Raw genomic sequence first — 26,048 nt, forward strand, 5'->3', positions numbered from 1 at the left:
GCCACGGGCAAAAGGCCTAAAAGTTTCACCCGCAGCAGCGCCGGATCACGCGGGCGGCGGTGGGGGCGGCGGCATCACGGTGAAGAGCTGCGCCAGTTCGGCCACATCCTCGGCCTGCTGCCAGCCATCTTGGCCCGGCGTCCAGACCAGACTGTCACGCCCAAGGCTGCCGTCACTCACCTTGCGCCCCATCGCAGCCTTGGAGAAGGGACCAGAAGTCGCGCCATTTTCGGCAATGTGCCAGACCTTCTCGACCGGCGGTGGGGGCGGCGGCACGGGAGCGGCGGCGGCAGGTGCCGCGCGCGCGCCCCAAGGGCCAGCCTGCGCGGTTGCGGCCTGGGCCATGCTCATGCCGAGGCCCGCACCAAGGCCGGTTTGCATCGCCGCACCCCCCGCCCCATCGCGGCCAAGCGCTTCGGCGGCTTGGAACTGCATGTATTCGTTGAGGTTTCCGACCACGCCCATCGATGTGCGCTTGTCCATCACTGCCTCAACCGCGGGCGGGAGCGAGATATTTTCGATATAAAGCTCTGGCATCGCCAACCCGTATTCCGCGATCTGTGCAGCGATGTCCTTGCCGACCAACTGCCCCAGCTCGCGCGTGTTTGCGGCCATGTCGAGCACCGGAATGCCCGAACTTGCCAACGTCCGCGAGAAGGCCTGCACGATGATGTTACGGATTTGGTAAGAGATTTCGTCCATGGTGAATTCACCATCGGTGCCCACAATCTCGGTTAGGAACCGGGCTGCATCACTCACGCGCACCGAATAGGTGCCATAGGCCCGCAGCCGTACTGGGCCAAACTCAGGATCGCGGGCGATAATCGGGTTTTTCGTGCCCCATTTCAGATCGTTGAACCGGGTTGTGTTGACGAAGTAAATCTCGGATTTGAACGGGCTTTTGAACCCGTGATCCCAATGCTGAAGGGAGGTCATAATCGGCATGTTATTGGTCTCAAGCATGTAGAGACCGGGGGTAAAGACATCCGCCAACTGCCCCTCATGGACAAAAACCGCCGCTTGCCCCTCGCGCACTGTCAGCTTGGCGCCGTATTTGATCTCATGACCCTCACGCTCGAACCGCCAGACCATCGTGTCGCGGGTGTCGTCGGTCCAGTGAATGACGTCGATAAACTGGCCTGAGAGGAAATCGAAAATGCCCATGGAAATCGTCCTTATTCTTTGGTCGTAAGGGTGCGTTACACTGGCCCATCCGTCAACTCGCGTGCGATGATCCGGGTGATCGGGTTGACCTGTTCTGCTGTCATGCCGGGGCGCAGACGCGCATCATAAAGCATCTTGAGCAAGAGTTCGTCGTGCCGTGTCAGTAGCGCGAATTCGTCGTCGTCGTTAAAGATCGAAGGCCGCGCGGCGGGGCTGTCATTGGCCAGGCCCAGCCCTTGAGCCAGCTCTTCGTGGATGCACGACAACCGCAGCAACTCGGGGTTTTCCGAGCGGATCACAGCCACGGCGGCAGTATAGACGTTGGGATTGTCACCCGCCGCATAGGCCGCCACGGCACAGTAGGTATCGCGTCGCATGTTGCGCATGGCGCGTAGCGAAGAGGGGCTAACCCCCGCTACCTTTTCCGCCGCATGGGTCAGAGCATCAACGCGGTCGTCCTCAGAGGCGACAACCACCATGAAATTAGGCGTGCCAGTCGTTGAGATCGGATGCCCCGTAATCCGCGCAAGCCGTCGGGCGAAAGCCTTGATATTGGTCGTGTCTGAGCGGCGTTGCGAGGGTGGAATGCTATCACCAAAGATGATCTGCATGTGTATAGGCCCTTCCCAGCGGCGCAGGGGGCTGGCCCCGCCTTGGCCCGAAAAATCACCGTCATATTCGTTGTACAACGCGATCTGTTCAAAATTACGCGCCAACATTTCGCTGGTGAAGGGCGTGTCTTCCCCGCCGCCATCTTGACGCAGCAGTTCCTGGCTAAGCTGCGCCTTTTCAACCTGATGCAAATAGCTGCGCAGCATGGCGCTTTTTTGCGAAGTGGGCTGTGCAACCACCGGCGCGGGTGGGGGCGCCACCGCAGGGCGGGCCTGCGGTTTGGCGACCTTTTGCAAGACGGGCTCAGGTTCAGCGCAGGCGAGCAAAAGCGCGCTCAGCGTCAGCGCCGCTGCGGCGCGCAGATGTCTTCGCAGACGACCTTGCATTGCCTGTTTCCTTACGTCGGTTTCAGCTCGGAACCGCGTTGCTGGTTGTGTCACCCAAACCCGTTTCACGGGCTTTGGCAGCGGCCAGTGTATCGCGCAGACGGCCTTCCATTTCTTGCAATTCCTTCTCGGCGCTGGCGCGTTTCGCTTTGCCCTCATCCGCGATCTGAAGCGATTCCTCAATGGTGCCGATCAGGTCTTCATTGGCCTGCTTCACCGCTTCGATATCAAACACACCGCGCTCCATTTCTTGGCGGATCACCTTGTTGCTGTCGCGCAAGTTTTTGGCGTTGGAGGTGAGAAGCTCGTTCGTGAGGTCGTTCGCCTCACGTACCGCGCCCGCCGCTTCACTGCTGCGCTGAATGGTCACGGCCTGCGCCAGTTGGGTTTCCCACAACGGCACGGTATTCACCAAGGTCGAGTTGATCTTGGTCACGAGGCTCTTGTCGTTTTCTTGCACCAACCGAATCGAGGGCAGAGATTGCATCGTCACCTGTCGCGTCAGTTTGAGGTCATGCACCCGGCGCTCCAGATCGTCCCGCGCCGCACGCAGATCGCGCAGCTCTTGGGCGCGCATGACCTGATTGTCTTCGCCCGCCTTATCCAGTGCGGTCTGTTTTGCAGGAATGGTCTTGTGATCCAGCTCCACAATCTTGGCTTCGCCAGCAGATATATAGAGCGCCAGCTCATCGTAAAATTGCAGCGTCTTTTCATAGAGCAGGTCGAGCGATTTGATGTCTTTCAACAGCGTATGCTCATGGGCCAACAGATTGTCGGTGATCCGGTCGATCTGGCCCTGTACCTCTTCAAATCGAGCCGTGAACTTGGCGAAGGGCGTCGCACGCCCAAGCAGCTTTTCCCACCAGCTTTGCTTGCGACGCACGTCAAGTTCCGAGACCGAAAAGCCGCGAATGGCGCTGACCATCGTGCGCAGGCTATCACCCGCAGGGCCGACATCCTTGTTGCGCACATCGGCAAGCATGGATTGGCTGATCACTTGCAGTTCTGCCTGCGCGGCAGAGCCAAAGCTGACGATGGATTGCGTGTCGGTTACGTCAATCTCGGCCATGCGCTTTTGAATTTCAGCGCTCTGGGTCGCATTGGCTTTGGCCAAGGGCACGATGGCATTGGCGTCTGCGGGTTCGGGCAGGATTGTTGCGTTCACTTCTTCGACCAACCCTTGCGACTGGGCGGCTTTTTCACGGACGGCATCGGTCATCACTGATCTTCCTTAGTATTTATGGGCGTCGGCTGATCCAGCCTGACCCCCTCGCGGGAGAGACGCGCGCGCAGCACGTCAATTTCGACGTTCAGATCGCTGCGGTCGTCAAGCAGGGATTTCGCCGTGCGGGCGGCGAAATTTTCGTCCAGATCGTCAAGGAGTGCTAGGTAATCATTGCGGGATTGGTCATCATGGTTGCGGGCATAGAGATCGGCGAACTTCACCGTCGCATCATGCGCGCCGCGTAAGTAGACGACAAGGTATTTGCGGGCGGCGGTCAGATCCCGCGGGTCTTCTTCGACGGTGCGGATCAAATGACGGGCGGTGTCTTGAAAGTCAGCCAAGCGCGCCTCTGCCCGGCGGTCCCCGGCGCGCAGTATGGCCTGGCTCATGCCCGTCAGCAGTTTCTCCGCCTCATCCACCACGCGGGCGACGCGGTCTTGCTGGAAGGTGTCGATGCCTTCCATGCCTTTGTTTTTCAAGGGATCAATGCCGAATGCAGCCACATGTAGTGCTGTGGTTGCCGCGCCGAACAGCACGGGCGCCACGATGCCCGGCTCAGATGTGTAAGCGGCGATCGCGGTGCCCACGCCGGTCAGCAGTGCCGCGAATATCTTGCGTGGCCATGCGGGGCGGCGAGCCACCTTGCGTTCATGGTATTCGGCTTCGGCCAACAGCCCTTCGCGCAGCAGCCAAACGCCGGATGCCAGCACGAACGCGCCCGCAAGGCCCAGAACCAAAGTGCCAGCGCCGCCAACCAGGGATGTCGCCGCCAGAACCGCCGGTGGTACGAACATAAGGTTCACACGCCCGCCCGCTGGATCAACCCGCAGCCGCTGCGTTTTACGCGGAGTGCCGCCGGGCTTTACATCAGAGTCGGGGCTATAACGTCCGCCAAAGCGCTGCGCCATTGATCAGAGCCCCCCAAGAAATCCGCTGGTCACGCCGAGCAGCACAACCAGCAATGCCCCATAGGCGATCTTTTGAAAGGGTGTCGGCGCCATCAAATTTCCCCTCTTGCTGCCCCAGATGGGACGCAATGCCGTGCCGGCGGTGTCTGCAGCGCGCCCCATCAGTGAGGCCACGCCGAGGATGATAACCAACAGCGCAGCCAAGGCCACCAAAAACATCAATATTCGCGCCATATTGCCCTTTTCTGACAGCGGTTTCGCGCTGATCTTGCCTGCCGTTCTTTGTTCAACGCGCGCGGCTCAGCAGCGTTCCAAAAGCAGGCGGCGCAGCTTGGGGCGAGCCTGCTCAGCGGCGGGGCTTTGGGCCTCGGCTGCCGGGCTTTCCGGCTGGTTTGCCACCCGTACGGCTGCCGGGGCGTGCGCCCGGTTTATCTGCGGTTCTGCCCGCTGCCGCCTTGCCACGTGGCGCGTTTTTGGCTTTGCCGCCCCCGCGGCGGGGGGGCGGTTCATCGTCTTCGCCCCGTTGGACCGGCATGCCAGGCTGGCCCGCGCCGCCAAAACCACCGGGCTTGCGCCGCGGTGGACGGCGGACGGCGGTGGGCTTTTTGACGGCGGTGCCGGTTGGGTCTTCCAACTCCAACCCCAGCTGATCGCGCACGATCTTGCGGCGCAGCTCTTCGACTTCACCGGTTTTCAGCTCGCCCAATTGGAACGGGCCGTAGGACGTGCGGATCAGCCGGTTGACGGTCAGGCCCACGGCCTCCATCGCGCGGCGAATCTCGCGGTTGCGACCTTCGCGTAGACCGATGGTCAGCCACGCATTCGCGCCTTGCTGGCGATCCAGCGTCACGTCCATCGGCAGGAAATTCTCGCCCTCCACGGTGATGCCGCGGCGCAGTGGCTCAAGCATTTCGTCTGTGGGGCGGCCATTCACCCGCGCGCGGTAGCGGCGCAGCCAGCCGGTGCTAGGCAGTTCAAGCTTACGTTTCACGCCGCCGTCGTTTGTCAGCAGCAGCAGCCCTTCTGAGTTGAGGTCGAGCCTGCCGATGGTCATCACGCGCGGCATGTCTTCGGGGAGGTCGTCAAATATCGTCTCGCGCCCCTTCTCATCACGTGCGGTGGTCACCAGTCCGGCGGGCTTGTGATAAAGCCACATGCGCGGCGGCTCGGGCGCGCCGACGGGGGTGTTGTCGACGGTGATCTTGTCCTCGGGCGTGACATTGAGCGCAGGTGAGCTGATCTGCTCTCCGTTCACGCGCACGCGGCCCGCTTCGATCATCCGCTCAGCCTCGCGGCGCGACGCGACACCGGCGCGCGATAACACCTTGGCGATGCGGTCGCCCTTAGACGTGCTGGCGTCGGTATCGGTATTTTGCGGGCCGGGGCCGGAGGGGGGCGTTTTTGCGTTCATACACTGCGCTTACCCTGTTTCACGGGCTTGCGAAAGGGTGGCGTTTGCGGCCATGTGGCGGAATGGAGTTTCGCTCGTATATGGGTCAGGCGCTGGCTGAAGCCCGCGCGGCCGCCACACGCGGCGAAGTGCCGGTGGGGGCAGTTGTCGTGTCGCCCGCGGGTCAGATCGTCGCCGCAGCAGGCAATGAGACCCGTGCCCGAAACGATCCCACCGCCCATGCAGAGATGCTGGCCCTGCGGGCGGCCTGCGCCGCGGTCGGCTCGGAACGGCTGATCGGACATGCGCTGTACGTTACGCTGGAGCCTTGTGCGATGTGCGCCGGTGCCATTGCCGCGGCGCGGGTTGAGCGCTTGTTCTATGGCGCGGCAGACCCCAAATCAGGTGGCGTGGCACAAGGCGCGCGGGTGTTCTCGCATCCCCAGTGCCATCATGTGCCGCAGGTCTTTGATGGCATAGCCGGACGCGAGGCCGAAGATCTGCTGATAAAGTTTTTCCAAGCCAAAAGAAGGGGATAACCCATGGCGGGCAATAAAGAGTTGGCGCTGTTCGTGCGCGACGCACTCAGTGCGGGCAAAAGCCGGGTAGAGATCGCTGCGGTGCTGGGGCAGGCGGGCTGGTCGGCGCAAGAGGTCAGTGACGCTTTGGAAGGTTGGGCCGATGTGCCTTTCGCCCCGCCGGTGCCGCGCCCGCAGCCGATCGTGACGGCACGGGATTTCTTTATTTATGCGCTGATGTTCGGTGCGCTGCTCTTTGGCGCGGGGTATCTGGTTGGGCTGCTTCATGCGCTCATCGACCATTTTATAGACCCTGCGACCGGCGGCGCGACCTACCGCATTCGCTGGGCTATGGCGGTGCTGATCGTGACCCTGCCGCTGTTCCTTTGGCTTGCCACCCGCGAGCGCAGGCGGCTGGCCGCCGATCCGGCGCTGTCGCGCTCGGCCATTCGCAATTGGATGACTTATGTGACCCTGCTGTTTGCCGCGGCGGTGCTGCTCGGCGATTTGGTGGCGGTGATCTATGCGTTCCTAAGCGGTGATTTCACACTGCAGTTTGCGCTGAAAGCACTGGTGGTCGCGGGAATCGCCGGGGGCATCTTTGGCTATTATCGCGGCGATGGGCCGCGGAGGCAGGTCGGGTGAGCCGCCTCTTTTTCTGGAGCGTGCTTGGCCTGGTTCTGGCGGCATTGATCGCCGGGTTCGCCGTGGTAGGTGGGCCGGGTCATGCCCGTGCCGAGGCGCGCGACCAAACGCGCCGCGCAGATTTGCGGCGAATCGCTGATGCGACCATCTGTGAAGCTGGAGAGCAGGCGGCCTTTGCGCGGGCCTGTCGTGACGCTGAGCGCTCGTTACGCGACCCGCTGACCGACGCTGCCTATGAGGTAACGCGCACGGCGGATGCTATTGAGGTCTGCGCTACTTTTGAAGTGGCGCGGGAAAGTGACGATGCCGGCAGGCATCGAGAGGGGCGATTGCATTTTGACGGACTGCGTGGATGCATGCGCTATGCGCTTGTCGCGCGGTCTGGCCAATGGGCGACCCAGTAGCGACAAGCCGGATCGAAAGGACCGCGAAATGCCTTCCCTAATGCAAAAGGCCACGCGCAAACCGCGTGGCCTTTCAAACCATTCAAGTCAGGCGATCTTACTTGATCTTGCCTTCTTTGTATTCCACGTGCTTGCGCGCAACGGGGTCATATTTCTTGATGACCATTTTCTCGGTCATGGTGCGTGCGTTTTTCTTTGTAACGTAGAAATGGCCTGTGCCCGCGGACGAGTTCAGACGGATCTTGATCGTGGTTGGCTTCGCCATGTGTCTTCTCCTGCTGCACCGCCCCCGCGGGCGTGCGTGAATCCTGAATTTCGGGTTCTAGTCAGACCCGCGCCCGAGTCAACCGCTATTTGCCCGCTCCAACGCTGAAAGACGCCGGTTTCGTCGAAAAACCTGTCTTTCGGACCTGAAAGAGCAGGAATATGCGCGGAAGGCCTATAAGCCGGATTTTGTACCTACTGCGAGAGCAGGCGATGACCATTCCTCTGACTGCACCGTTGCCGATGCAGCTACAGCTGCCAACCCGGACCTGCTGGGGCAGAAGAGCCCCGCCTTTGACCCGAAGATCATCAGCGCGCGGTCCCTATTTGGCATTGCTCCCAGTGGGGCTTGCCGTGCCAGAGCTGTTGCCAGCCCCGCGGTGGGCTCTTACCCCACCGTTTCACCCTTACCCGTTGGGCATTCCGGCAATCCGGACCAAGGGGCGGTTTCTTTTCTGTGGCGCTTTCCGTCGGGTTGCCCCGCCCGGGCGTTACCCGGCACCGTTCCTTCTTGGAGTCCGGACTTTCCTCCCCGGTGCTTTTGCAAGCACCGAAGCGGCCATCCAGCCTTCCGCGCCTGACCGCCCTAGACCCCGCCGCGCGGCGCGTCAATGGGCGCGGGCAGGGCGGCAAGGTCTGGGGGGGTGAGAGGGCCACAGCCCCATGGCCTGAACCGCATCCGCACGGTGCTCAGGAGCGTGTCATCGTCGCAAGGCGCGGTGAAACCGACGACTTGCGCGGCATCGCGAAAGGTTTCGGCATTAACACTGCCGGGCAGCGGGCCGGTGCCCGCAGGCTGCGCAAGTCCAAGCCGCGCCAGCCGTGCCCAATCGAATCGGGGGCCGGGGTCAACCTTGCGGCCCGGGGCCATGCAGGAATGGCCGATCACCCCTTCGGGCGGGATGTCGTGGCGGTGCATGATTTCGGAAAGCAGGGCTTCGAGCGCCTGCATCTGCGGCTCCGAGAATGGATGATCGCCACGGTTGTCCAACTCAATCCCGATGGAACGCGAGTTGATATCGTCCAACCCAGCCCATTCGCCTTGGCCAGCGTGCCACGCGCGTTGGTCTTCTTCGACCATCTGCAGGATCTCTCCGCGACCCGATATCAGGTAGTGAGCAGAGACCTCGGCGGAAGGGTCGCAAAGCCGCTCCAGCGCCGCTTGGGCGCTGGTCATGGCCGTGTAATGCAGAACGATAAACCGGGGGCGCAGCCCGCTGCGTCGCGGGCCGCAGTTGGGCGAAGGGTGCACCGTCACGTCAGGCGCGGCGGGCATCTATCAGCCCTGTGCAGCCCGGCGGAAGGGGGTCGGATCCCAGTTGCAGGCAAAGCCATCGCCATCGGGGTCCATGCCTTCACGGTCCTTCTCGGGACCGCCCGCAGCAAGGAAAGCGATCTGGGCTTGGTCGGCGTGGCTGTACTGCGCACAGGCCCGCTCGAATTTGCGGGCTTTGTTGAAGCCCACTCGGCTATAAATCTGCTGACCCACAGGCTGATTGCTTTGCAGCGCATAGGCGACGATGTTCGGGCCGCTTGCGGTGCGTTCGGGCAGCGCTTCGGGTTGAACCACCTCATACTGCGCGCGGTTGGAAGCGACCCGGGCAGCGTCGTCTTGAATGCTGCGCTGTCCGGAGACCGCGTCAAAGTTGTTCTCGTTCGAGATGCCGACGGCGTTGACCGCCGTAGGGGGCGGGTTCGATGGGCTGGCGTTGATCGTGGCGCCGCCAGCGGTGCTAGCGCCGCCCGGACGGGTAGCGGCCAAAACGCGGGCGGTTTCAGCTGCTGTGGCCTCGGCCGAGCCATCCGCCGGGGCGGGCGTTGTGGCCGCGATGGCGCTGTCGATGCTGTCATTGGCCAGTGCGGCGTCACGTGCGCGCTGTTCGGCCTCAAAGGTGCCATCGCCAAAGCCGACGCCGCGCCCGCTGTTGACGCTCCCGGAATCGGGGATCGCAGGTTGGCAGGCTGCCAAAAGACCGCCCGCCGTCAGTGCTAGAAGTGTCCGTGTGATCATCTGACCCGCTCTTGCCTGTTAAATAACGCCCGTGGGCTTACCACCATTTTTCCGGTTTGGCCACAAAGCCAGCCGCCCGCTCCAGCGCATAGGCGGAGGACAGCAGTTCGGCCTCTTCCCAGGGACGCCCGATCAATTGCAGACCCAGCGGCAAGCCGGTGGCGCTTTGGCCCGTCGGCAGCGCGACCCCGGGCAGACCGGCGAGGTTTACCGTCACGGTAAACACATCGTTAAGATACATCGCTACCGGATCGGAATCCTTCATCTCACCCAGACCAAAGGCCGCCGAGGGCGTGGCCGGGGTCAGGATGCTGTCGATACCTTGCGCGAAAACGTCTTCGAAGTCTTTCTTAATCAGCGTGCGCACCTTGCGGGCGCGGTTGTAGTACGCGTCATAGAAGCCAGCGGAGAGCACATAGGTGCCGACCATCACGCGGCGCTGCACCTCATGGCCGAAACCTTCGGCGCGGGTTTTTTCGTACATCTCGGTGATGCCGTCGCCGTGGTCAAGCTTGGCGCGGTGGCCAAAGCGCACACCATCATAACGCGCAAGGTTCGAGGATGCTTCGGCAGGTGCGATGACATAATAGGTAGGCAAGGCGTATTTCGTGTGCGGCAGCGAGATGTCGACGATCTCGGCGCCCGCGTCCTTCATCATGGCAATGCCGTCCTGCCAGAGCTTGTCGATCTCCTCGGGCATGCCATCCATGCGGTATTCGCGCGGGATGCCGATTTTCTTGCCACGGATATCGCCAGTGAGGGCCGCCTCAAAGTCTGGCACGGCCAAGTCGGCACTGGTGCTGTCTTTGGTATCATGACCACACATCGCTTCGAGCATGATCGCGGCGTCACGTACCGTCTTTGTCATCGGCCCGGCTTGGTCGAGCGAAGAGGCAAAGGCGACGATGCCCCAACGCGAGCAGCGGCCATAGGTCGGTTTGATGCCCACGGTGCCGGTGAAGGCCGCAGGCTGGCGGATCGACCCGCCGGTGTCGGTGCCGGTTGCGGCAAGGCAGAGATCAGCCGCCACGGCGGCGGCGGAGCCGCCCGAGGAGCCACCCGGTGTCAGTTCGGCAGTGTCGCCCTCGCGCCGCCACGGGTTCACCGCGTTGCCGTAGACGGAAGTTTCATTGGACGAGCCCATGGCGAATTCGTCCATGTTGAGCTTACCCAGCATCACAGCGCCGCTGTCTTTCAGCTTCTGGCTGACGGTGCTCTCATATTCGGGCAGGAAGCCTTCGAGGATACGGCTGCCCGCTTGGCTCGGCACGCCTTTGGTGCAGAAAAGGTCTTTGATGCCGATGGGCAGGCCGCACATGGCGGGCGCGTCGCCTTGTTTGATGCGGGCGTCGGCAGCAGCGGCCTGTTCCATCGCGATCTCGGGTGTGCGGTGGACGAAGGCATTGAGCGCGCCTGCGCCGTCGATGGCCTTAAGGCAGGCTTCGGTCAGCGCGGCGGATGTCGTTTCACCCTTGCGCAGGGCATCGCGGGCGTCGGCAAGGCTCAGTTTGTTCAGATCGTCGCTCATTATTCCACCACCTTCGGCACGGCAAAGAACCCTTCACGGGCATCGGGCGCATTCTTGAGGACCGCGTCCTGCTGGTCGCCATCGGTAACCACGTCCTCGCGCCGCTTCAGGCGTTGCGGGGTCACGGAGGTCATCGGTTCCACGCCCTCAACGTCCACTTCGGACAGCTGTTCGATAAAGCCAAGGATGTTGTTGAATTCCTCCGCCAGCGCCGGAAGCGCGTCGGGTTCAACCTTGATCCGGGCCAGTTTTGCCACCCGTGCAGCGGTGTTTTCGTCGATCGACATGAACATCTCCATCTCTTTGAGGCTCCTCTACCGTTTGGGGGCGGGCCTCGCAAGGGTTTGAGAGGGTCGGAACGGAGCCGGTCAGTGCCAGACCGGGGGATGGCGCCTGCTTCGAAGCAGTTGGGCAATTTATGGTTGCGGCGGCATTGGGCGATGGCGGGATGGCATCCGGGTCGCAGAAGCGCCAGCCCGTTGGGCCGGTCTGGCGCTGCCCGGCGGGCATGCGCCCTTGATTCCGGGCGGGTTCGATGCGGAGACGTTTACTTGATTCCGCGGCTCCGAGGGTCAAATCTGATCTAAAGCCCACATCACTCAGGAGACCTCAATGAACATCATCTGGCTCGGCCACGGCTCATTCCGCATTGAAATCGATAATCAGGTTGTGCTGATCGACCCTTGGCTCACCGGCAACCCGACGCTCGATGAGGAACATCACGAAAAGGCCATCGAGGGCGCCACGCAGATCCTCGTCACCCACGGCCATTTCGACCACACCCAAGATATCGCCGATGTCGCCAAACGCACCAATGCCCCGGTGGCCGGAATGGTCGAGCTTATGGGCTGGCTCGAAGGGCAGGGGGTCGAGAACACCACCGGCTTTAACAAAGGCGGCACAATTCGCGCGGGCGAAGTGGCGATCACTATGGTCCCGGCCTCGCATTCCTCCTCAGTCGAGGGCGACAACGGGCCGATCTACACCGGCATGGAGACGGGGTTCATGATCTCGGGCGAGGGGCATACGATCTATCATTCCGGTGACACGGCGATTATGGCGGATATGGATTGGATGGGCGATTACCACAAACCCGATATCGGCATTCTGTCCGCAGGCGGGCATTTCACCATGGATATGGCGCAAGCGGCCTATGCCGCGAAACGCTATTTTAACTTCAAGATGGTTATTCCCTGCCACTACCGCACATTCGATGCGCTGGAGCAATCGGCGCAGGTGTTGGTTGATGACCTGCCCGGCGTCGATGTGGTCGAGCCGCAGGTGATGCAGCCGATTAAGCTTTGACTACCTGCCCGCCTTCGCCTTGCGCTGCAAGGCGGAACGGGGGATACCTGAACACCAACTGCCGGGGAAACGCGATGTCTGCCAAATTGACTGCCACAATCTTGTTGCTGACACTGGGGGCCTGCGCTCCGCTGGACCGGGCAGAGCCCACCGGCAGCGTCGGCTTCACTGGCGTCGGCGGTGATCGTCCCGTCATCTTCCCGGCACATGTTCTGGTGTACCAGCCGCAATAGACGTAAGGCGGCCGAGATGCCCAGAGAAGGACACTACATCAACCGCAGCAACTGGCTGCGCGCCGCCGTTTTGGGGGCCAACGATGGCATTGTCTCCTCCGCCAGTTTGCTGGTGGGGGTGAGTGCCGCCGGGATGGCGCATGGGAATGTGCTGCTAACGGGGCTTGCGGGGCTGACCGCCGGGGCGCTGTCGATGGCGGCGGGGGAATATGTCTCTGTCTCCGCCCAGGCCGATGTTGAACTGGCTGATCTGGAGCGTGAGCGCGTGGCTCTGATCGAAGACCCGGATTACGAGCTTAGCGAATTAGCCGAAGGGTTGGAGAACCGCGGCGTTGAGAGTGACCTTGCACTGGAGGTGGCGGCGCAGATGACCGACCATGACGCGCTTGGCGCCCATGCGCGCGAGGAACTGGGGATGTTCGGCCTTGCCGGGCAGGCTGATCCGCTGCAAGCGGCGGGCGCATCGGCGGTGGCCTTTGCACTTGGCGGCGGGCTGCCCTTGCTCGCGGCGCTTTTGGGGCCTTCGGGTGTGCGCGGACTGTCTGTCGCGCTGGTGGCGATGCTGGCGCTTGTGATGTTGGGGGCGGGGGGTGCCCAACTGGGCGGTGCGCCCAGATGGCCAGCGATCCGGCGCGTTGTTTTCTGGGGCGGTTTGGCTATGGCGGTCACAGCCGGGGTTGGCCATCTCTTTGGTGCAATCGGTTAACAAGTCAGTCTTGAATGCGTAACCTTACCAAAGAAAAGGGCCGGCCCCTTTCGGAACCGGCCCCTTCTCATCAAATTTAAAACGCTTATTCGCGGTTACCGAAAAGCGACAGCAACATCATGAACATGTTGATGAAGTTCAGGTAGAGGTTCAGCGCGCCCATGATGGCGGCTTTGCCCAGCCATTCTGTGTCGCCGTGCTGCGCATGGGCCAGATATTCGGTCTTGATGCGCTGTGTGTCATAGGCGGTCAGACCCGCGAAGATCAGCACACCGATTGCGGAAATGGCGAACATCAGCGCCGAAGACGCGAGGAAGATGTTCACGATGGACGCCACGACCAGACCAATCACACCCATGATGAGGAAGCTGCCCCAACCGGAGATGTCTTTCTTGGTGGTGTAGCCCCAAAGAGACAGGCCCGCGAAGGCGATCGATGTGATCAGGAAGATCTGCGCGATCGAGTAGCCGGTGAAGACCAAGAAGATCGAGCTGATCGAAATGCCCATAACGGCGGCGAACGCGTAGAACACGACCTGCGCCGTGGCAGCGGACATTTTGTTGATCATCGCGCTAAAGCCAAAGACAAAGGCCAGCGGAGCGAACATCACCACCCATTTCAGCGGCGACGCGTAAAGAGCATAGCCCAATTGGGTCAGATATTTGTCTTGGCTCAGCTGAGCGACTGCGGCGGAGGGATCGGTGGTGACCGACAGGCCCGAAATAGCCCAAGCCGCAGCGAAGGTGATGAGCATGCCAATCGACATGGTGCCATACACCTTGTTCATATGCGCACGCAGCCCCGCATCGATCGCGGAAGCGCGCGACCCGGCAGAAGTGCGAATTGTATTGACGTCAGCCATTTAGAGACTCCCATTGGCAAAATTGCGTGCCGGAAGCGAGCCGACACGTTCTTGGGGTTAAATATCGGGTCTGACGGCGCAAATTTCAAGTGCCTTGCGGCCTGATTCCATGGCGAAAATTGTAGGTTTCTTGGGAGCCTTGGGGAGGGGAGAAACGCGGGTGATATTGCGTCTCTGTGCTATTTACTGCCCCCCGGACTGCTGCCATCAGCGGAAAACCACCTGTGTTTGTTGGGCGACGAACGACAGGGACGGCAGGTGATCAGAACCCATTTGAAGCAAAAATGTGGCATTTAAAGGATCTGCTCGGAACTGATTGATATTTTTCGCGTTCACCCAGTGGTTGCCGAGCGGAAGACCGATACAGCCAAGAAAAATTGGTGGTTTCTTACCTGACCGGCAATAGGAAAAGGGAGCGAAGCACCACCTGAGGTTGCGATTAGAACGGCCAGATTTTTACTATCACGTAAAAATTCTTTGCCGAACCTCACGCAACCGCTATGATAGGGGGGAGACATCTGGCGCAACCAATGCGGTATTGCGCGGGGTGACGGCGCAATTCGTTCTTGTTTGGAAATGAGATTGGCACGGTGGCATGTGCCCCTATAAGGAATAGGCAAGATGGTACATGTAGTAGACGTGCACGTCGGTAAACGCATCCGGCAACGACGGTGGCTGACGGGAATGACCCAGCAAAAGCTGGCAGAACTGGTTGGCATTAAGTTTCAACAGATCCAGAAGTACGAGACGGGCGCGAACCGCGTGAGTGCGTCGCGGCTGTGGGACATCGCGGATGCGCTCGGCGTGCCTGTGTCCTTTTTCTTTGAGGGGTTAAAAGACGACCAAGCGGAGGGCACCGCGCCATTAGATGGCCTGCCTGCCGATTTGATGGCCGACAAAGAAGCGATGGAACTGGTGCGCTCTTACTATGCGATCCCGGAAAATCAGCGACGCAGGTTGTTTGAATTGGCCCGCGTGTTGAGTGACGTGGCCTGATCCATCCACGGCTTTCGTGTAAGGCGCTGACAGGCTTGCGCAAACCGGCGCAAGCTGTCAGGTCTTTGCCATGATGAACACCTCTAATTTCGATCCTGACATTCGTCGCGTTGCCCATCTGATGGCGGATGCCGCAAGGCACGTCATCCTGCCTTATTTTCGCAGCATTGATCTACAGGCTGACAACAAGCTCGGCGCAGGCTTTGACCCCGTGACAGAGGCCGACCGTGCTGCCGAACGGGCGATGCGCGACGTATTGGCGACAGAACGGCCTGCAGACGCTATTTTGGGCGAAGAATATGGCGCACAGCCTGGCACATCAGGGCTGACTTGGGTGCTTGATCCCATTGACGGCACACGCGGTTTTCTCAGCGGCACGCCGACTTGGGGGGTGCTGATTGCGGTGTCCGACGCCTCGGGGCCGTTTTATGGCATCATTGATCAGCCCTATATCGGTGAGCGGTTTGAAGGGGCGCCGAACGGTGCGCTGATGATCGGTCCGCACGGCCAGCGGACGCTCAAGACCCGCGCACCGCGTGATCTGCGTCAAGCCATCGTCTTCACCACATTCCCCGAAGTGGGCAGCACCGAAGAGGCCAGCGCCTTTCGCGCCGTTGCCTCGCAGGCGCTGCTGACCCGCTATGGTATGGATTGTTACGCCTATGCGCTGGTTGCCGCCGGGCAGGTCGATCTGGTGATCGAGGCAGGGCTGAACGCCTATGACATTCAAGCGCCCATCGCGGTGATCCAAGCGGCGGGCGGTATCGTTACCGATTGGCGGGGCAATCCGGTACATGAAGGTGGCAGGGCGCTGGCGGCGGCCAATCCCGAAATTCACGCACAGGCGTTGGAGATACTTTCGGCCTATTGATCAAATTGTCGGGACACCGCGGATTGACCGACGCGGTAGCGATGCGATAAATGAGCAAAAGGCCGGTTCTCTCGCCCGTTTTCCATCGGTCCAGCACACTTTTCATGAGACGGGCATAATGAAAAGTGTGACCTATGGCCGAGACGCTCATCCGCGGTGCGGATTTTCTTATCACGATGGACGATACCCGACAGGAGCTCGCGGGCGCGGACCTGCTGCTGCGCGACGGGGTGATCGCTGAGGTCGGGCAGGGTTTGCTGACCAGTGGTGAGATCGTCGAGGCTAAAGGCTGCGTCGTCACGCCGGGCCTCGTGAACACCCACCATCATTTGTACCAAAGCATGACCCGCGCCGTGCCGGGCGCGCAGGATGCGCTGCTCTTTGGCTGGCTTCAGCGGCTTTACCCGATTTGGGCGCGTATGGGGCCCGAGCATATGTTCGTCTCGGCTCAGATTGGTCTGGCAGAGCTGGCGCTATCCGGCTGCAGCCTGAGTTCGGATCACCTTTACCTCTACCCCAACGGCGTGCGGTTGGAGGATACAATCCACGCCGCCGCCGAATTGGGCCTCCGGTTTCACCCCACGCGCGGGTCGATGAGCATCGGCGAGAGCGACGGCGGTCTGCCGCCGGATAAGCTGGTGGAGCGTGAAGCTGCAATTTTGGAGGATTGCATCCGCGTTGTCGATGCCTTCCATGACCCTGCCGAAGGGTCGATGTGCCGTGTCGGGCTGGCGCCATGCTCTCCCTTCTCCGTTAGCCGGGGGTTGATGCGCGATACGGCGCTGCTGGCCCGCGACAAAGGTGTGATGCTGCACACCCATCTGGCAGAGAATACCGAAGATGTGGCCTATTCGCTGGAGAAATTCGGCTGCCGCCCCGGGGAATATGCAGAAAGCCTTGGTTGGCTTGGCGATGACGTTTGGCATGCCCATTGTGTGCAGTTGGACGGGGCCGAGATTGATCTCTTTGCCCGGACCCGCACGGGGGTCGCGCATTGCCCCTGCTCGAACTGCCGCCTTGGGTCGGGCATCGCGCCGGTACGGGCGATGCTGGACGCGGGCGTGCCGCTGGGGCTGGGCGTCGATGGATCGGCCAGCAACGACAGCGGCAATCTGGCCGCCGAGGCGCGGCAGGCGATGTTGTTGCAGCGCGTGGCACGCGGCGCAGATGCGATGAGCCCGCGTGCGGCGCTGGAACTGGCGACGCGGGGCGGGGCGGATGTGCTGGGGCGGCCCGATTGTGGGCGACTGATGCCCGGCACGCGCGCCGATGTCGCGATCTGGGACGTTTCAGGCGTGCAAAGTGCGGGCAGTTGGGACCCGGCTGCGCTGCTTCTTGCCGGCCCGACGACGGTGCGTGACCTTTTCGTTGAAGGTCGCCAAGTGGTGCGCGATGGTCAAATCACCACGATTGACTTGGCCGCACAGGTGGCGCGGCAGAACGAATTGGCGAAAGGCTTGGCTGAATGAGGCCATTTTTTCTATCGATACTGATGTTGGCAGGGATGCCAGCATGGGCCGACCCGATGGGGTTGGAGCGCGTAAATGCGTTGCGGGATGTGCAGGGGCTCAAACCCCTCGTCTATGATGGCCGTTTGGCGCAGGCGGCTCAAACACATGCCACCGATATGGCAGAGCATGACTATTTCAGCCACAAGGGCCGCGATGGCACGGATGTAGGCCGTCGTGCGGCGATGGCGGGTTATCAATGGTGTTTTGTCGCTGAGAATATCGCCAAGGGGCAGCAGTCATTGGACGAGGTCATGACCGGCTGGACCAACTCTCCGGGGCATTACCGCAATATGGTCGACAGCCGCGCCGAGGAGATGGGGCTGGTGCAGGCCGATAGTGAGGTCTGGGTCATGGTGCTGGGCGCGCCCTGCTGACGTGACCCAATCGCGGGTGGCGCGTTACGCCTTGCCACCCCGACGCGCACCCGCGACCCAAACATCTGCAATCGCGCGATCATCGCCCATCATGATGGTGGCGAAAAGGCTTTCCCAGATATCCTTGGCCGTCGTGTGACGCTGCGCAATCGCGGGCGTGGAATCCAGTGAAAGCACGGTGATATCCGCCTCCATCCCAGCGGCCAGACTGCCCACATGATCCTGCAGATGCAGGCTGCGGGCCGAGCCTGCGGTGGCGAGCCAGATCAGCTGCGCCGCATGCAGCGGCGTGCCGCGCAACTGGCCGACCTCATAGGCTGCCGCCATGGTGCGCAGCATCGAAAAGGACGAGCCGCCCCCGGTATCCGTCGCCAGCGCCAGCGGAATGCCCCGCGCGGCGAGGCCGGTCATGTCAAACAGCCCGGAACCGATGAAAGTGTTGGAGGTGGGGCAATGCACAAGCGCGCCGCCGACCTCGGCCAGTCGGTCAATCTCACGCGGCTCTAGGTGGATCGCATGGCCGTAGAGCCCGCGTTCGCCGAGCAGCCCGTGGGCCTCATAGGTATCGAGATAGTCGCGGGCCTCGGGGAATAATCCGCGCACCCATTCGATCTCATCCGTCTGTTCGCTGAGATGGGTCTGCATCAGGCAGGTTGGATGCTCCGCCCAAAGCGCACCGAGGGCAGAGAGTTGCTCGGGCGTTGACGTCGGAGAGAAACGCGGCGTGATCGCATATGTCGCGCGGCCTTTACCGTGCCAACGCTCAATCAAAGCCTTGCTGTCGTCATAGGCCGATTGCGCCGTGTCGCGCAGCCCTTCGGGAGCGTTGCGGTCCATACAGGTCTTGCCCGCCACGATCCGCTGACCGCGCGCCTCTGCCGCCTGAAAGAGCGCATCGACGCTATGGGGATGGATCGTGCAGTAAGATGCAACTGTGGTGGTGCCATGGGCCAGCGTCAGGTCCAGATACCGCGCGGCGATCTCACCCGCATAGGCCGGATCCGACAGGCGCATCTCTTCGGGGAAGGTATAGGTGTTAAGCCAGTCGATCAGCCGCTTGCCCCATGACGCGATGATCGCGGTCTGGGGATAGTGAACATGGGCGTCAACAAAACCGGGACAAATCAGAGCGTTGCCGTAGTGGGTCACCTCGGCATTTGGATGCGCAACGCGCAAGGCGTCACCATTGCCGACGGCCGTGATGCGGCCCTCATCGATCAACACGCCGCCCTCGGTGTCGATCTGCACGGCATCCTGCCACGCGCTTTGCATTGGGTTGCCGGAATAGGTGAGCGTCGCGCCCAAAAGGAGTCGTTGATTTGTCATGCCAGTGGTTTAGGTGAGGGCGGGACGGGGAACAATACCGAAGCGTCGTAGGTGCCGTTGTGCCCCTGATGCCGCTCGCCTATTGTCGCCTCCAACAAGGGCACAGGCACGGAGAGCAGCGGATGTCAGAGCAGATCGAAGAGCTGGATCCGGCGGTGGCCTCTGAAGAGAGTGCCGAGGCCTATATGCTGGACCGCAAGGCCGTGGCCGCGATCCTTGAAACCGTGGAGGCCGGGGATCAGGCGCATCTGACCCAGTTGATGGAGCCGCTGCACGCGGCGGACATCGCTGACCTTTTGGAGCAGATCGACGAGGACGACCGCGCCGCGCTGATCCGGCTTTATGGGCAGGAGTTCGACGGCGAGATTCTGTCGGAACTCGACGAGTCGATCCGCGAAGAAGTCATCTCGATCTTGACGCCGCAGGTGTTGACCCAAGCGGTGCGCGAGCTTGACAGCGATGATGTGGTCGACCTGATCGAAGATCTGGAAGACGCGCAGCAAGAAACCATTCTCGACGCGCTGGAAGAGACCGACCGGGTCGCCGTTGAGCAGGCGCTGAACTGGCCGGAGTATTCCGCCGGTCGTCTGATGCAGCGCGAGGTTGTGATGGCGCCCGAGCATTGGACGGTGGGCCAGGCGATCGACCATCTGCGCGCCACTAAGGAAGAAGACCTTCCCGACCAGTTCTACCATATCGTGATGGTAGACCCGCGGTTGCACCCGGTGGGCAATGTGACGTTGGGCAAGCTTATGCGCTCGCGCCGCGATACGCGGCTGGCAGATATTCTGGAAGAGACATTCCAGATTATCCCCGCGATGCGTGACGAGGGCGATGTGGCTTATGCGTTCAACCAATACCACCTGATTTCGGCCCCCGTGGTCGATGAAGAGGGGCGGCTTATCGGTGTTATCACCATCGACGACGCTATGACGGTGCTCGACGAAGAGCACGAAGAAGACATCCTGCGTCTGGCGGGTGTTGGTGAAGGCTCGCTTTCTGACCGCGTGGCAGAGACGACCAAACAACGCCTGCCGTGGCTGGCGGTGAACCTTGTGACGGCGATTGCCGCATCGATGGTGATCTCGCAATTCGAGGCGGCGATTGCCCAGATCGTAGCACTTGCGGTGCTGATGCCGATCGTCGCGTCCATGGGCGGCAATGCAGGCACCCAGAGTCTGACCGTCGCGGTGCGCGCGATTGCCACGAAAGACCTCACCGGGTCCAACGTTTGGCGGGTGATCCGGCGGGAAGTTCTTGTGGGTCTGGTCAACGGGATAATTTTTGCGGTGATCATGGGGATCGTCGGCGTGGTCTGGTTCGGCTCTCCGGCGCTGGGCTATGTCATTGCCACGGCGATGGTGATTAACCTTGTCGTGGCGGGGCTGGCCGGCACTGGCATTCCGATCTTGCTCGAGCGTTTCGGGATAGATCCCGCGTTGGCATCGGGGGCTTTTGTGACCACGGTGACGGATGTGGTCGGGTTTTTCGCCTTCCTTGGTCTTGCGGCGGTGGTGTTGCTGTGAACGACAGTGCGGCGCGCAAGGCAGAGGCCCGGAAGGCTGCCTTTGCCCGTCGCAAGCCCTTGTTTGAGCAGGCGAATGCCGCGCAGGGGGGGTATCTCTCGGAAGTGTTGGCAGGCTACCGTGGCGTGCCGCTTTCTGGGTTTATGCCGATCCGGACCGAGATTGATCCCCGCCCGGCCATGGCCGAGGCCTGCGCCCACGGCCCGGTTGGCGTGCCGGTGATCATGTGGCCCGACCACCCGCTCTCCTTCTCGCGCTGGACGCCAGAGACGCCAATGGTCGCGGGCAGTTTCGGCGCGATGATCCCGGAACATAACGATTTTTTCGAGCCAGAGATCGTAATCGTGCCGCTCTTGGCCTTTAACCGCGCGGGGGCGCGATTGGGCTATGGCGGCGGGTTTTATGACCGGACTTTGGCGATGCTGCGCGCGCGCAGGGCTACTATGGCGATTGGTTTCGCCTTTGCGGGGCAGGAATGCGATGACATCCCGCTTGAGGAAACCGATGAGCCACTCGATCTGATCGTGACAGAGGCGGGCGTGATCGAAGTGGCGCAAAGCTAACCCGCCCACGCGGAATAAGGGTTGCCGCCAAGCCGCGCGCGTCCTAGTCCATAAATTATGAAGATATTGTTTCTTGGCGATGTGATGGGCCGGGCCGGACGGCGGGCGATCACCGAAAATCTGGCGCGGCTGCGGCGCGACTGGAAACTCGATTTTATTGTGGTTAATGGCGAGAATGCCACCGGGGGCATGGGCCTTTCTGGTGCGCATGCCAAGACGCTGCTGGAGGCGGGGGCCGATTGTCTGACCCTTGGCGATCACGCTTTCGACCAGAAAGACATGCTCAGCTTTATCGAGCAAGAGCCCCGGGTGATCCGACCGTTGAACTTTTCCAAGAATGCACCGGGCAAGGGGGCCAAGCTGTTCACGGCGCAGAACGGCAAGAAGGTTCTGGTCACCCAAGCGCTTGGCCAAGTCTTTATGAAACGGCCCTTTGATGATCCTTTCTCGGCGCTGGAGCCGGTGCTGAAAACGCATCCTTTGGGCGGCATGGCGCAGGCGATCATCGTCGATATGCATTGCGAAGCTACGAGCGAAAAGATGGCCATGGGCCACTGGTGCGACGGGCGGGCGAGCCTTGTTGTCGGCACCCATACCCATGTGCCCACGGCGGATGCGATGATCCTGCCGGGTGGCACGGCCTACCTCAGCGATGCGGGTATGTGCGGCGATTATCATTCGGTGATCGGCATGGACAAGGCCGAGCCGCTGCGCCGTTTCATCACCGGCATGCCGCGCGAACGTTTCACCCCGGCCAATGGCGAGGCGACACTCTCAGGCGTTTATATCGAAACCGATGACCGCACGGGCCGGGCCACGCGGATCGTGCCGGTGCGCGAGGGCGGTGCCTTACAGGCCAGCGCGCCCTGAGGTTCTGACAGCATGCGCCTTTGCGTCGGGCTTGCGCAGGGCGCGTCAATCGGCGTAACTGGACAACGGCCTTTTGCCCGAATGACAGGTTCTTGATGGAATTTTTCAGCTTCTCTCCGATGGAGACGGCCGTGCTCACCCTTGTGGTGGTCGGCATGATGTTCGTGCTTTTCCTGCGCGAAGCTTTCCCTACCGAAGTGGTCGCCATCGCCGGTGCCGCGCTGCTGCTGGCCATCGGCGTTTTGCCCTATGACGATGCGCTGGCGGTGCTGTCAAACCCCGCGCCTTGGACCATTGCGGCCATGTTTATCATCATGGGGGCCTTGGTGCGAACCGGGGCGCTGGATGTGCTGACCCGGCTGGCCGAACGAACGGCCAAGACCAACCCAAAGACGGCGGTGGCGGGCGTGATCCTGTCGGTCATGGCGGCCAGCGCGATCATGAACAACACGCCCGTCGTCGTGGTGATGATCCCGGTGGTGGTGCAGTTGACCCGCACGCTGAATACCAAGGCCTCTAAGTTGTTGATACCGCTCAGCTATGCCGCGATTATGGGCGGCTCTCTCACGCTGATCGGCACCTCGACCAACCTTTTGGTCGATGGTGTGGCGCGGTCGCAGGGGATGGAGCCTTTCGGCATCTTCGAGATCCTCCCCGTGGGCCTTGTGGTCTGCGCGTGGGGACTGATCTATATGCTGTTCTTCGCCGACAAACTGCTGCCCGCGCGCGATAGCATGGCGAATATGCTCTCTGACCGCTCCAAGATGAAGTTCTTTACCGAGGCGGTGATCCCCCCCGAAAGCAACTTGATTGGCCGCGAAGTGCTGGACGTGCAGCTGTTCAAACGCGAAGGCGTGCGGTTGATCGACGTGGTGCGCGGCGACGATTCATTGCGTCGCAACCTTAAGGGCGTTGAGCTTCAGGTCGGGGACCGCGTCGTGCTGCGAACCCAGATGACCGAGCTTTTGAGCCTGCAAAACAACAAGGAACTGCGCCGGGTTGATCAGCTTTCGGCGGTGGAGACCACGACCGTTGAGGTGCTCATCACCCCAGGCTGCCGGATGGTGGGCCGTTCGCTGGGCTCAATGCGGTTGCGGCGGCGCTACGGGGTCTATGCGCTGGCGGTGCATCGGCGGAACCAGAACATCGGCCAGCAGCTTGATCAATTGATCATCAAAGTGGGCGACACGCTGCTGCTGGAAGGCGCGGCAGAGGACATTCAGCGGTTGGCCAGCGACATGAACCTTGTTGACGTGACCCAGCCCTCGGCCCGCGCCTTCCGCCGCGGCCATGCGCCGATTGCCATTGCCGCACTGGTGGGCATCGTCACCTTGGCGGCCTTCAACGTCGCGCCGATTTTGGCTTTGGCCGTGATTGCCGTGGCCGTGGTGCTGGTGACGGGCTGCATCGATGCGGAAGAGGCATTCTCTTTCGTTGAGGGGCGTTTGCTGGCCCTGATCTTTGCCATGTTGGCCGTGGGTGCCGCCCTACAAAACTCCGGCGCGATTGCGCTGATTGTCGATAACATCGCGCCGGGGCTGGCGGAACTGCCGCCCTTCTGGATCATCCTGTCCGTGTTCCTACTGACCACGACCTTGACCGAGATCGTCAGCAACAATGCCGTGGCGGTCATTATGACACCCATCGCCATCAGCCTCAGCACCGCACTTGGTATGGACCCGCGCCCGCTGGTCGTCGCGGTGATGATCGCGGCTTCTTGCGCCTTCGCCACGCCGATTGGTTATCAGACCAACACGCTGGTTTACGGGCCGGGGGGGTACAAATTCACCGACTTTATGCGCATCGGGATCCCGCTTAACTTGAGCATGTCACTGCTGGTCAGCGCGGTGATCCCGCTGTTTTGGTAGGTCAGGCGCTGCGCTGCTTTTCGGTCTGGGCGACGATCGCCTCAAAGCCCGCTTGCGCCTCAAGGAAGTTGCGTGTCAGCGGAGCGGTGAGTTCGGATTGGTCTGAGAAATAGGCCCCAACCCGGCAGATATGCGCGGCGAACTCGGGGTGTACACCCGCATCGTCATAGCGCCGGATGCGGTCTTTGCTCAGCCAGCCGCGTTTCTTGGCCTCTTTGCTGATCAGCTTAAGCCGCTGCACCGCGTGAAAGGTCAGGTAGACCGAAAGATAGTCGAGGTAGTCGGGCAGGGGGATGCCGCAGGTGGGGTCAAAGGCGTCGATCACCACATCGACCATGTCTTGCGGTGCAACGGGCCACGCCTCGTCTCCGATCAGCCAAGCGACGTCTTCGGCGCCGTGACGCAGTCCGGCGTATTCAAAGTCGAACCAACGCAGCTTGTCGTCGTGGCCGATGGCGGCATTTCCCGAACGACAGTCCCATTTCACAAATTGCCGCGCCGGAGCGTTGATACGCTCATAGGCTGCGGTGCGGTCAAACTGGTCCGAGATGCCGCCGCCGAGGTCTTTCAAAAAATCGACCGCATCAACGAAGTTCAGCACCCAGTCGCGGTTGTTGCCAAGATGCGGCATAATGGCGTTAAGATCGGTCTGGCGTGCGGCACCGTGGATACGGAAGATGGCCGAGACAGCCTCGGCTGCCAGATCAAGCTGCACCACTGGCGCAACCTGCGCGATCTCAACGTTAAGTCGGCGTTTGCCCACATCAGACTGGAACATGATCTCGCCCACCACGCCCAGACATTCGGGCAGGTCGCTGCAATGACGGCTAAGTTCGGTCAGCACATGCGCTTCTAAATGGGTGCGGCGAAAGTTCGGACGCAGGGTGGCGATAACGGTGCGGTCGGTCAGGTGCAGACGAAAGCTCGACCGGTTTTCGCCGCCCGGTGCCGATACCCGCGCGATGTCTTGGCCGAAATGTTTGCGCGCCGCTGCGACAATCTGCGCCTGCGCGCTTTTTTCCTTAGGTCGTGCCATGAGGCCTCCGCTGGTGTTTTCGCTTGTGTAGGTCGGTTGACTGACGACGGTACGGCGGGTTTTGGGCAAAACAAAGGCAATTTCACCCTATACGGACAGAGTGATTCGTCGCCCTTACGGGTGTTTGAACTATACTAAAGGACAATGCGCACATGGGGTGCCGTACTGTTTCGAGTTTGGGTGGATAATTTGCCCAATTCACCGAAAAGATGGAAAGAATTTGCCGGAAACAAATAGAGCCTGCTAGTTTCACAGGTCTGTGGGGGACGCGGTGCTGCAATGCGATCGCGACTGCAATATGTATATGAGGGATTGGCGTCATGGGTTACAGATTCTCGAAGGGTTGGGACAGCAAAGACAATAGCTGGTCGACCGACGATGCGGCGGGCAGCGGTTGCGATGCCAGCGGAACAAAGTCCTATCACAACGGCGGGGTAGAAGGGTCATCCTTCGCCAAATGGTACGACGAAAACCTAGCCGGGAAGTTCAACGAGAGCGATGACGACGCCGACTCTGGCGGCACGAAGGGTTCCGGCTCTGGCGGTACCAAGGGCTCCGGCTCCGGCGGTACAAAAGGTTCCGGCTCTGGCGGCACGAAAGGTTCCGGCTCTGGCGGCACCAAAGGTTCCGGCTCTGGTGGCACGAAGGGTTCCGGCTCTGGCGGCACCAAGGGTTCCGGCTCTGGCGGTACGAAGGGTTCTGGCTCTGGCGGCACGAAAGGTTCCGGTTCTGGCGGCACGACGGGCTCCGGCTCTGGCGGTACCAAGGGCTCCGGCTCTGGCGGCACGAAGGGTTCCGGCTCTGGCGGCACCAAGGGTTCCGGCTCTGGCGGTACGAAGGGCTCCGGCTCTGGCGGTACGAAGGGTTCCGGCTCTGGCGGTACGAAGGGCTCCGGTTCTGGCGGTACGAAGGGCTCCGGTTCTGGCGGTACGAAGGGCTCCGGTTC

29 protein-coding genes and 1 other RNA gene are annotated in these 26,048 nt (G+C 61.5%); 15 read left to right on the top strand and 15 right to left on the bottom strand.

Going from position 1 to position 26,048, the window contains the following annotated elements; genetic code table 11:
* Positions 1–45 precede the first annotated feature (45 nt).
* The 6 genes from WNY61_RS11795 to WNY61_RS11820 form a co-directional block, all read right to left on the bottom strand.
* Positions 46–1,164: an SPFH domain-containing protein gene (locus WNY61_RS11795; protein WP_342851630.1), complete on the bottom strand. Its 1,119-nt coding sequence runs from the start codon at positions 1,162–1,164 to the stop codon at positions 46–48.
* A gap of 35 nt (positions 1,165–1,199) precedes the next feature.
* Positions 1,200–2,162, bottom strand: coding sequence for a DUF2927 domain-containing protein (locus tag WNY61_RS11800; protein ID WP_342851631.1), 963 nt, complete (start codon positions 2,160–2,162; stop codon positions 1,200–1,202).
* A 22-nt stretch (positions 2,163–2,184) separates the two neighbouring features.
* Entirely contained in the window at positions 2,185–3,381 is a 1,197-nt protein-coding gene (locus tag WNY61_RS11805; RefSeq protein ID WP_342851632.1) for a toxic anion resistance protein, read from the bottom strand.
* Positions 3,381–4,295, bottom strand: a complete 915-nt coding sequence (locus WNY61_RS11810) for a 5-bromo-4-chloroindolyl phosphate hydrolysis family protein (RefSeq protein ID WP_342851633.1) — start codon at positions 4,293–4,295, stop codon at positions 3,381–3,383. Before WNY61_RS11810 ends, WNY61_RS11805 begins: the two co-directional genes overlap by 1 nt.
* Positions 4,296–4,298: 3 nt before the next feature.
* Positions 4,299–4,514, bottom strand: coding sequence for a hypothetical protein (locus tag WNY61_RS11815; RefSeq protein ID WP_007119216.1), 216 nt, complete (start codon positions 4,512–4,514; stop codon positions 4,299–4,301).
* Positions 4,515–4,641: 127 nt separating this feature from the next.
* Positions 4,642–5,706 carry a pseudouridine synthase gene (locus tag WNY61_RS11820; protein ID WP_342851634.1) on the bottom strand — a complete coding sequence of 355 codons (1,065 nt, stop codon included), beginning with the start codon at positions 5,704–5,706 and terminating at the stop codon, positions 4,642–4,644.
* 62 nt (positions 5,707–5,768) lie between these two features.
* Between WNY61_RS11820 and WNY61_RS11825 the strand changes: the two genes are divergently transcribed.
* Genes WNY61_RS11825 through WNY61_RS11835 form a run of 3 tightly spaced genes read left to right on the top strand, consistent with a single transcriptional unit; the run spans position 5,769 to position 7,252 of the window.
* Positions 5,769–6,224: a nucleoside deaminase gene (locus WNY61_RS11825; RefSeq protein WP_040700955.1), complete on the top strand. Its 456-nt coding sequence runs from the start codon at positions 5,769–5,771 to the stop codon at positions 6,222–6,224.
* 3 nt (positions 6,225–6,227) lie between these two features.
* On the top strand, positions 6,228–6,848 hold the full coding sequence (locus WNY61_RS11830; protein ID WP_342851635.1) for a DUF5671 domain-containing protein: 621 nt from the start codon (positions 6,228–6,230) through the stop codon (positions 6,846–6,848).
* On the top strand, positions 6,845–7,252 hold the full coding sequence (locus WNY61_RS11835; RefSeq protein ID WP_342851636.1) for a hypothetical protein: 408 nt from the start codon (positions 6,845–6,847) through the stop codon (positions 7,250–7,252). Before WNY61_RS11830 ends, WNY61_RS11835 begins: the two co-directional genes overlap by 4 nt.
* A 97-nt stretch (positions 7,253–7,349) precedes the next feature.
* Here the strand turns inward: WNY61_RS11835 and rpmG are convergent, their stop codons facing one another.
* The 6 genes from rpmG to gatC form a co-directional block, all read right to left on the bottom strand.
* Entirely contained in the window at positions 7,350–7,517 is a 168-nt protein-coding gene (gene rpmG, locus WNY61_RS11840; RefSeq protein WP_007119221.1) for a 50S ribosomal protein L33, read from the bottom strand.
* Between the two features lie 161 nt (positions 7,518–7,678).
* An RNA gene (gene rnpB, locus WNY61_RS11845) (RNase P RNA component class A) lies at positions 7,679–8,091 on the bottom strand.
* An 11-nt stretch (positions 8,092–8,102) separates the two neighbouring features.
* Positions 8,103–8,792 (bottom strand): N-acetylmuramoyl-L-alanine amidase, encoded by a 690-nt coding sequence (locus tag WNY61_RS11850; RefSeq protein ID WP_342851637.1) that lies wholly within the window; start codon positions 8,790–8,792, stop codon positions 8,103–8,105.
* 3 nt (positions 8,793–8,795) lie between these two features.
* Entirely contained in the window at positions 8,796–9,527 is a 732-nt protein-coding gene (locus WNY61_RS11855; RefSeq protein ID WP_342851638.1) for a hypothetical protein, read from the bottom strand.
* A gap of 37 nt (positions 9,528–9,564) precedes the next feature.
* The gene (gene gatA / locus WNY61_RS11860; RefSeq protein ID WP_342851639.1) at positions 9,565–11,055 is read right to left on the bottom strand and encodes an Asp-tRNA(Asn)/Glu-tRNA(Gln) amidotransferase subunit GatA; all 1,491 of its coding nucleotides are present in this window, start codon (positions 11,053–11,055) and stop codon (positions 9,565–9,567) included.
* Positions 11,055–11,342 carry an Asp-tRNA(Asn)/Glu-tRNA(Gln) amidotransferase subunit GatC gene (gene gatC / locus WNY61_RS11865; protein ID WP_342851640.1) on the bottom strand — a complete coding sequence of 96 codons (288 nt, stop codon included), beginning with the start codon at positions 11,340–11,342 and terminating at the stop codon, positions 11,055–11,057. Before gatC ends, gatA begins: the two co-directional genes overlap by 1 nt.
* Positions 11,343–11,667: 325 nt before the next feature.
* Between gatC and WNY61_RS11870 the strand changes: the two genes are divergently transcribed.
* The 3 genes from WNY61_RS11870 (at position 11,668) to WNY61_RS11880 (ending at position 13,299) form a co-directional block, all read left to right on the top strand.
* The gene (locus tag WNY61_RS11870) at positions 11,668–12,360 is read left to right on the top strand and encodes a metal-dependent hydrolase (RefSeq protein ID WP_342851641.1); all 693 of its coding nucleotides are present in this window, start codon (positions 11,668–11,670) and stop codon (positions 12,358–12,360) included.
* A gap of 74 nt (positions 12,361–12,434) precedes the next feature.
* Positions 12,435–12,593: a hypothetical protein gene (locus tag WNY61_RS11875; protein ID WP_342851642.1), complete on the top strand. Its 159-nt coding sequence runs from the start codon at positions 12,435–12,437 to the stop codon at positions 12,591–12,593.
* Positions 12,594–12,609: 16 nt separating this feature from the next.
* On the top strand, positions 12,610–13,299 hold the full coding sequence (locus tag WNY61_RS11880) for a VIT family protein (RefSeq protein WP_342851643.1): 690 nt from the start codon (positions 12,610–12,612) through the stop codon (positions 13,297–13,299).
* Between the two features lie 85 nt (positions 13,300–13,384).
* On the opposite strand, the gene WNY61_RS11885 is transcribed toward WNY61_RS11880, so the two are convergent.
* Positions 13,385–14,161, bottom strand: a complete 777-nt coding sequence (locus WNY61_RS11885; protein WP_007119229.1) for a Bax inhibitor-1/YccA family protein — start codon at positions 14,159–14,161, stop codon at positions 13,385–13,387.
* A gap of 621 nt (positions 14,162–14,782) precedes the next feature.
* Here WNY61_RS11885 and WNY61_RS11890 point away from each other — a divergent pair.
* From WNY61_RS11890 to WNY61_RS11905, 4 genes are all read left to right on the top strand, one after another.
* Positions 14,783–15,157, top strand: a complete 375-nt coding sequence (locus WNY61_RS11890; protein ID WP_342851644.1) for a helix-turn-helix transcriptional regulator — start codon at positions 14,783–14,785, stop codon at positions 15,155–15,157.
* Between the two features lie 70 nt (positions 15,158–15,227).
* A complete protein-coding gene (gene hisN / locus WNY61_RS11895) occupies positions 15,228–16,028 on the top strand; it encodes a histidinol-phosphatase (RefSeq protein WP_342851645.1) in 801 nt (266 codons plus the stop codon).
* 134 nt (positions 16,029–16,162) lie between these two features.
* Positions 16,163–17,497, top strand: a complete 1,335-nt coding sequence (locus tag WNY61_RS11900) for an 8-oxoguanine deaminase (RefSeq protein ID WP_342851646.1) — start codon at positions 16,163–16,165, stop codon at positions 17,495–17,497.
* Entirely contained in the window at positions 17,494–17,913 is a 420-nt protein-coding gene (locus WNY61_RS11905; RefSeq protein WP_342851647.1) for a CAP domain-containing protein, read from the top strand. The genes WNY61_RS11900 and WNY61_RS11905 overlap by 4 nt, the downstream gene beginning before the upstream one ends.
* Positions 17,914–17,937: 24 nt before the next feature.
* Here the strand turns inward: WNY61_RS11905 and guaD are convergent, their stop codons facing one another.
* The gene (gene guaD, locus WNY61_RS11910; protein ID WP_342851648.1) at positions 17,938–19,239 is read right to left on the bottom strand and encodes a guanine deaminase; all 1,302 of its coding nucleotides are present in this window, start codon (positions 19,237–19,239) and stop codon (positions 17,938–17,940) included.
* Positions 19,240–19,361: 122 nt separating this feature from the next.
* On the opposite strand from guaD, the gene mgtE reads away from it, so the two are divergent.
* The 4 genes from mgtE (at position 19,362) to WNY61_RS11930 (ending at position 24,066) form a co-directional block, all read left to right on the top strand.
* Positions 19,362–20,765, top strand: a complete 1,404-nt coding sequence (gene mgtE / locus WNY61_RS11915; protein ID WP_342851649.1) for a magnesium transporter — start codon at positions 19,362–19,364, stop codon at positions 20,763–20,765.
* Entirely contained in the window at positions 20,762–21,328 is a 567-nt protein-coding gene (locus WNY61_RS11920) for a 5-formyltetrahydrofolate cyclo-ligase (protein WP_342851650.1), read from the top strand. Before mgtE ends, WNY61_RS11920 begins: the two co-directional genes overlap by 4 nt.
* Before the next feature lie 57 nt (positions 21,329–21,385).
* Positions 21,386–22,198 carry a TIGR00282 family metallophosphoesterase gene (locus tag WNY61_RS11925; RefSeq protein WP_120351558.1) on the top strand — a complete coding sequence of 271 codons (813 nt, stop codon included), beginning with the start codon at positions 21,386–21,388 and terminating at the stop codon, positions 22,196–22,198.
* 95 nt (positions 22,199–22,293) lie between these two features.
* Complete coding sequence (locus WNY61_RS11930) at positions 22,294–24,066, top strand: SLC13 family permease (RefSeq protein ID WP_342851651.1); 1,773 nt, start codon at positions 22,294–22,296, stop codon at positions 24,064–24,066.
* A 1-nt stretch (position 24,067) separates the two neighbouring features.
* On the opposite strand, the gene WNY61_RS11935 is transcribed toward WNY61_RS11930, so the two are convergent.
* On the bottom strand, positions 24,068–25,102 hold the full coding sequence (locus tag WNY61_RS11935; protein WP_342851652.1) for a hypothetical protein: 1,035 nt from the start codon (positions 25,100–25,102) through the stop codon (positions 24,068–24,070).
* Between the two features lie 320 nt (positions 25,103–25,422).
* Here WNY61_RS11935 and WNY61_RS11940 point away from each other — a divergent pair.
* Positions 25,423–26,048, top strand: a 626-nt coding sequence (locus WNY61_RS11940; protein WP_342851653.1) for a hypothetical protein, incomplete at its 3' end; no start/stop codon positions are given.

Origin of the sequence: Sulfitobacter sp. AS92 (genome assembly GCF_038900015.1) — a bacterium.
Taxonomy (GTDB): Bacteria; Pseudomonadota; Alphaproteobacteria; order Rhodobacterales; family Rhodobacteraceae; genus Sulfitobacter.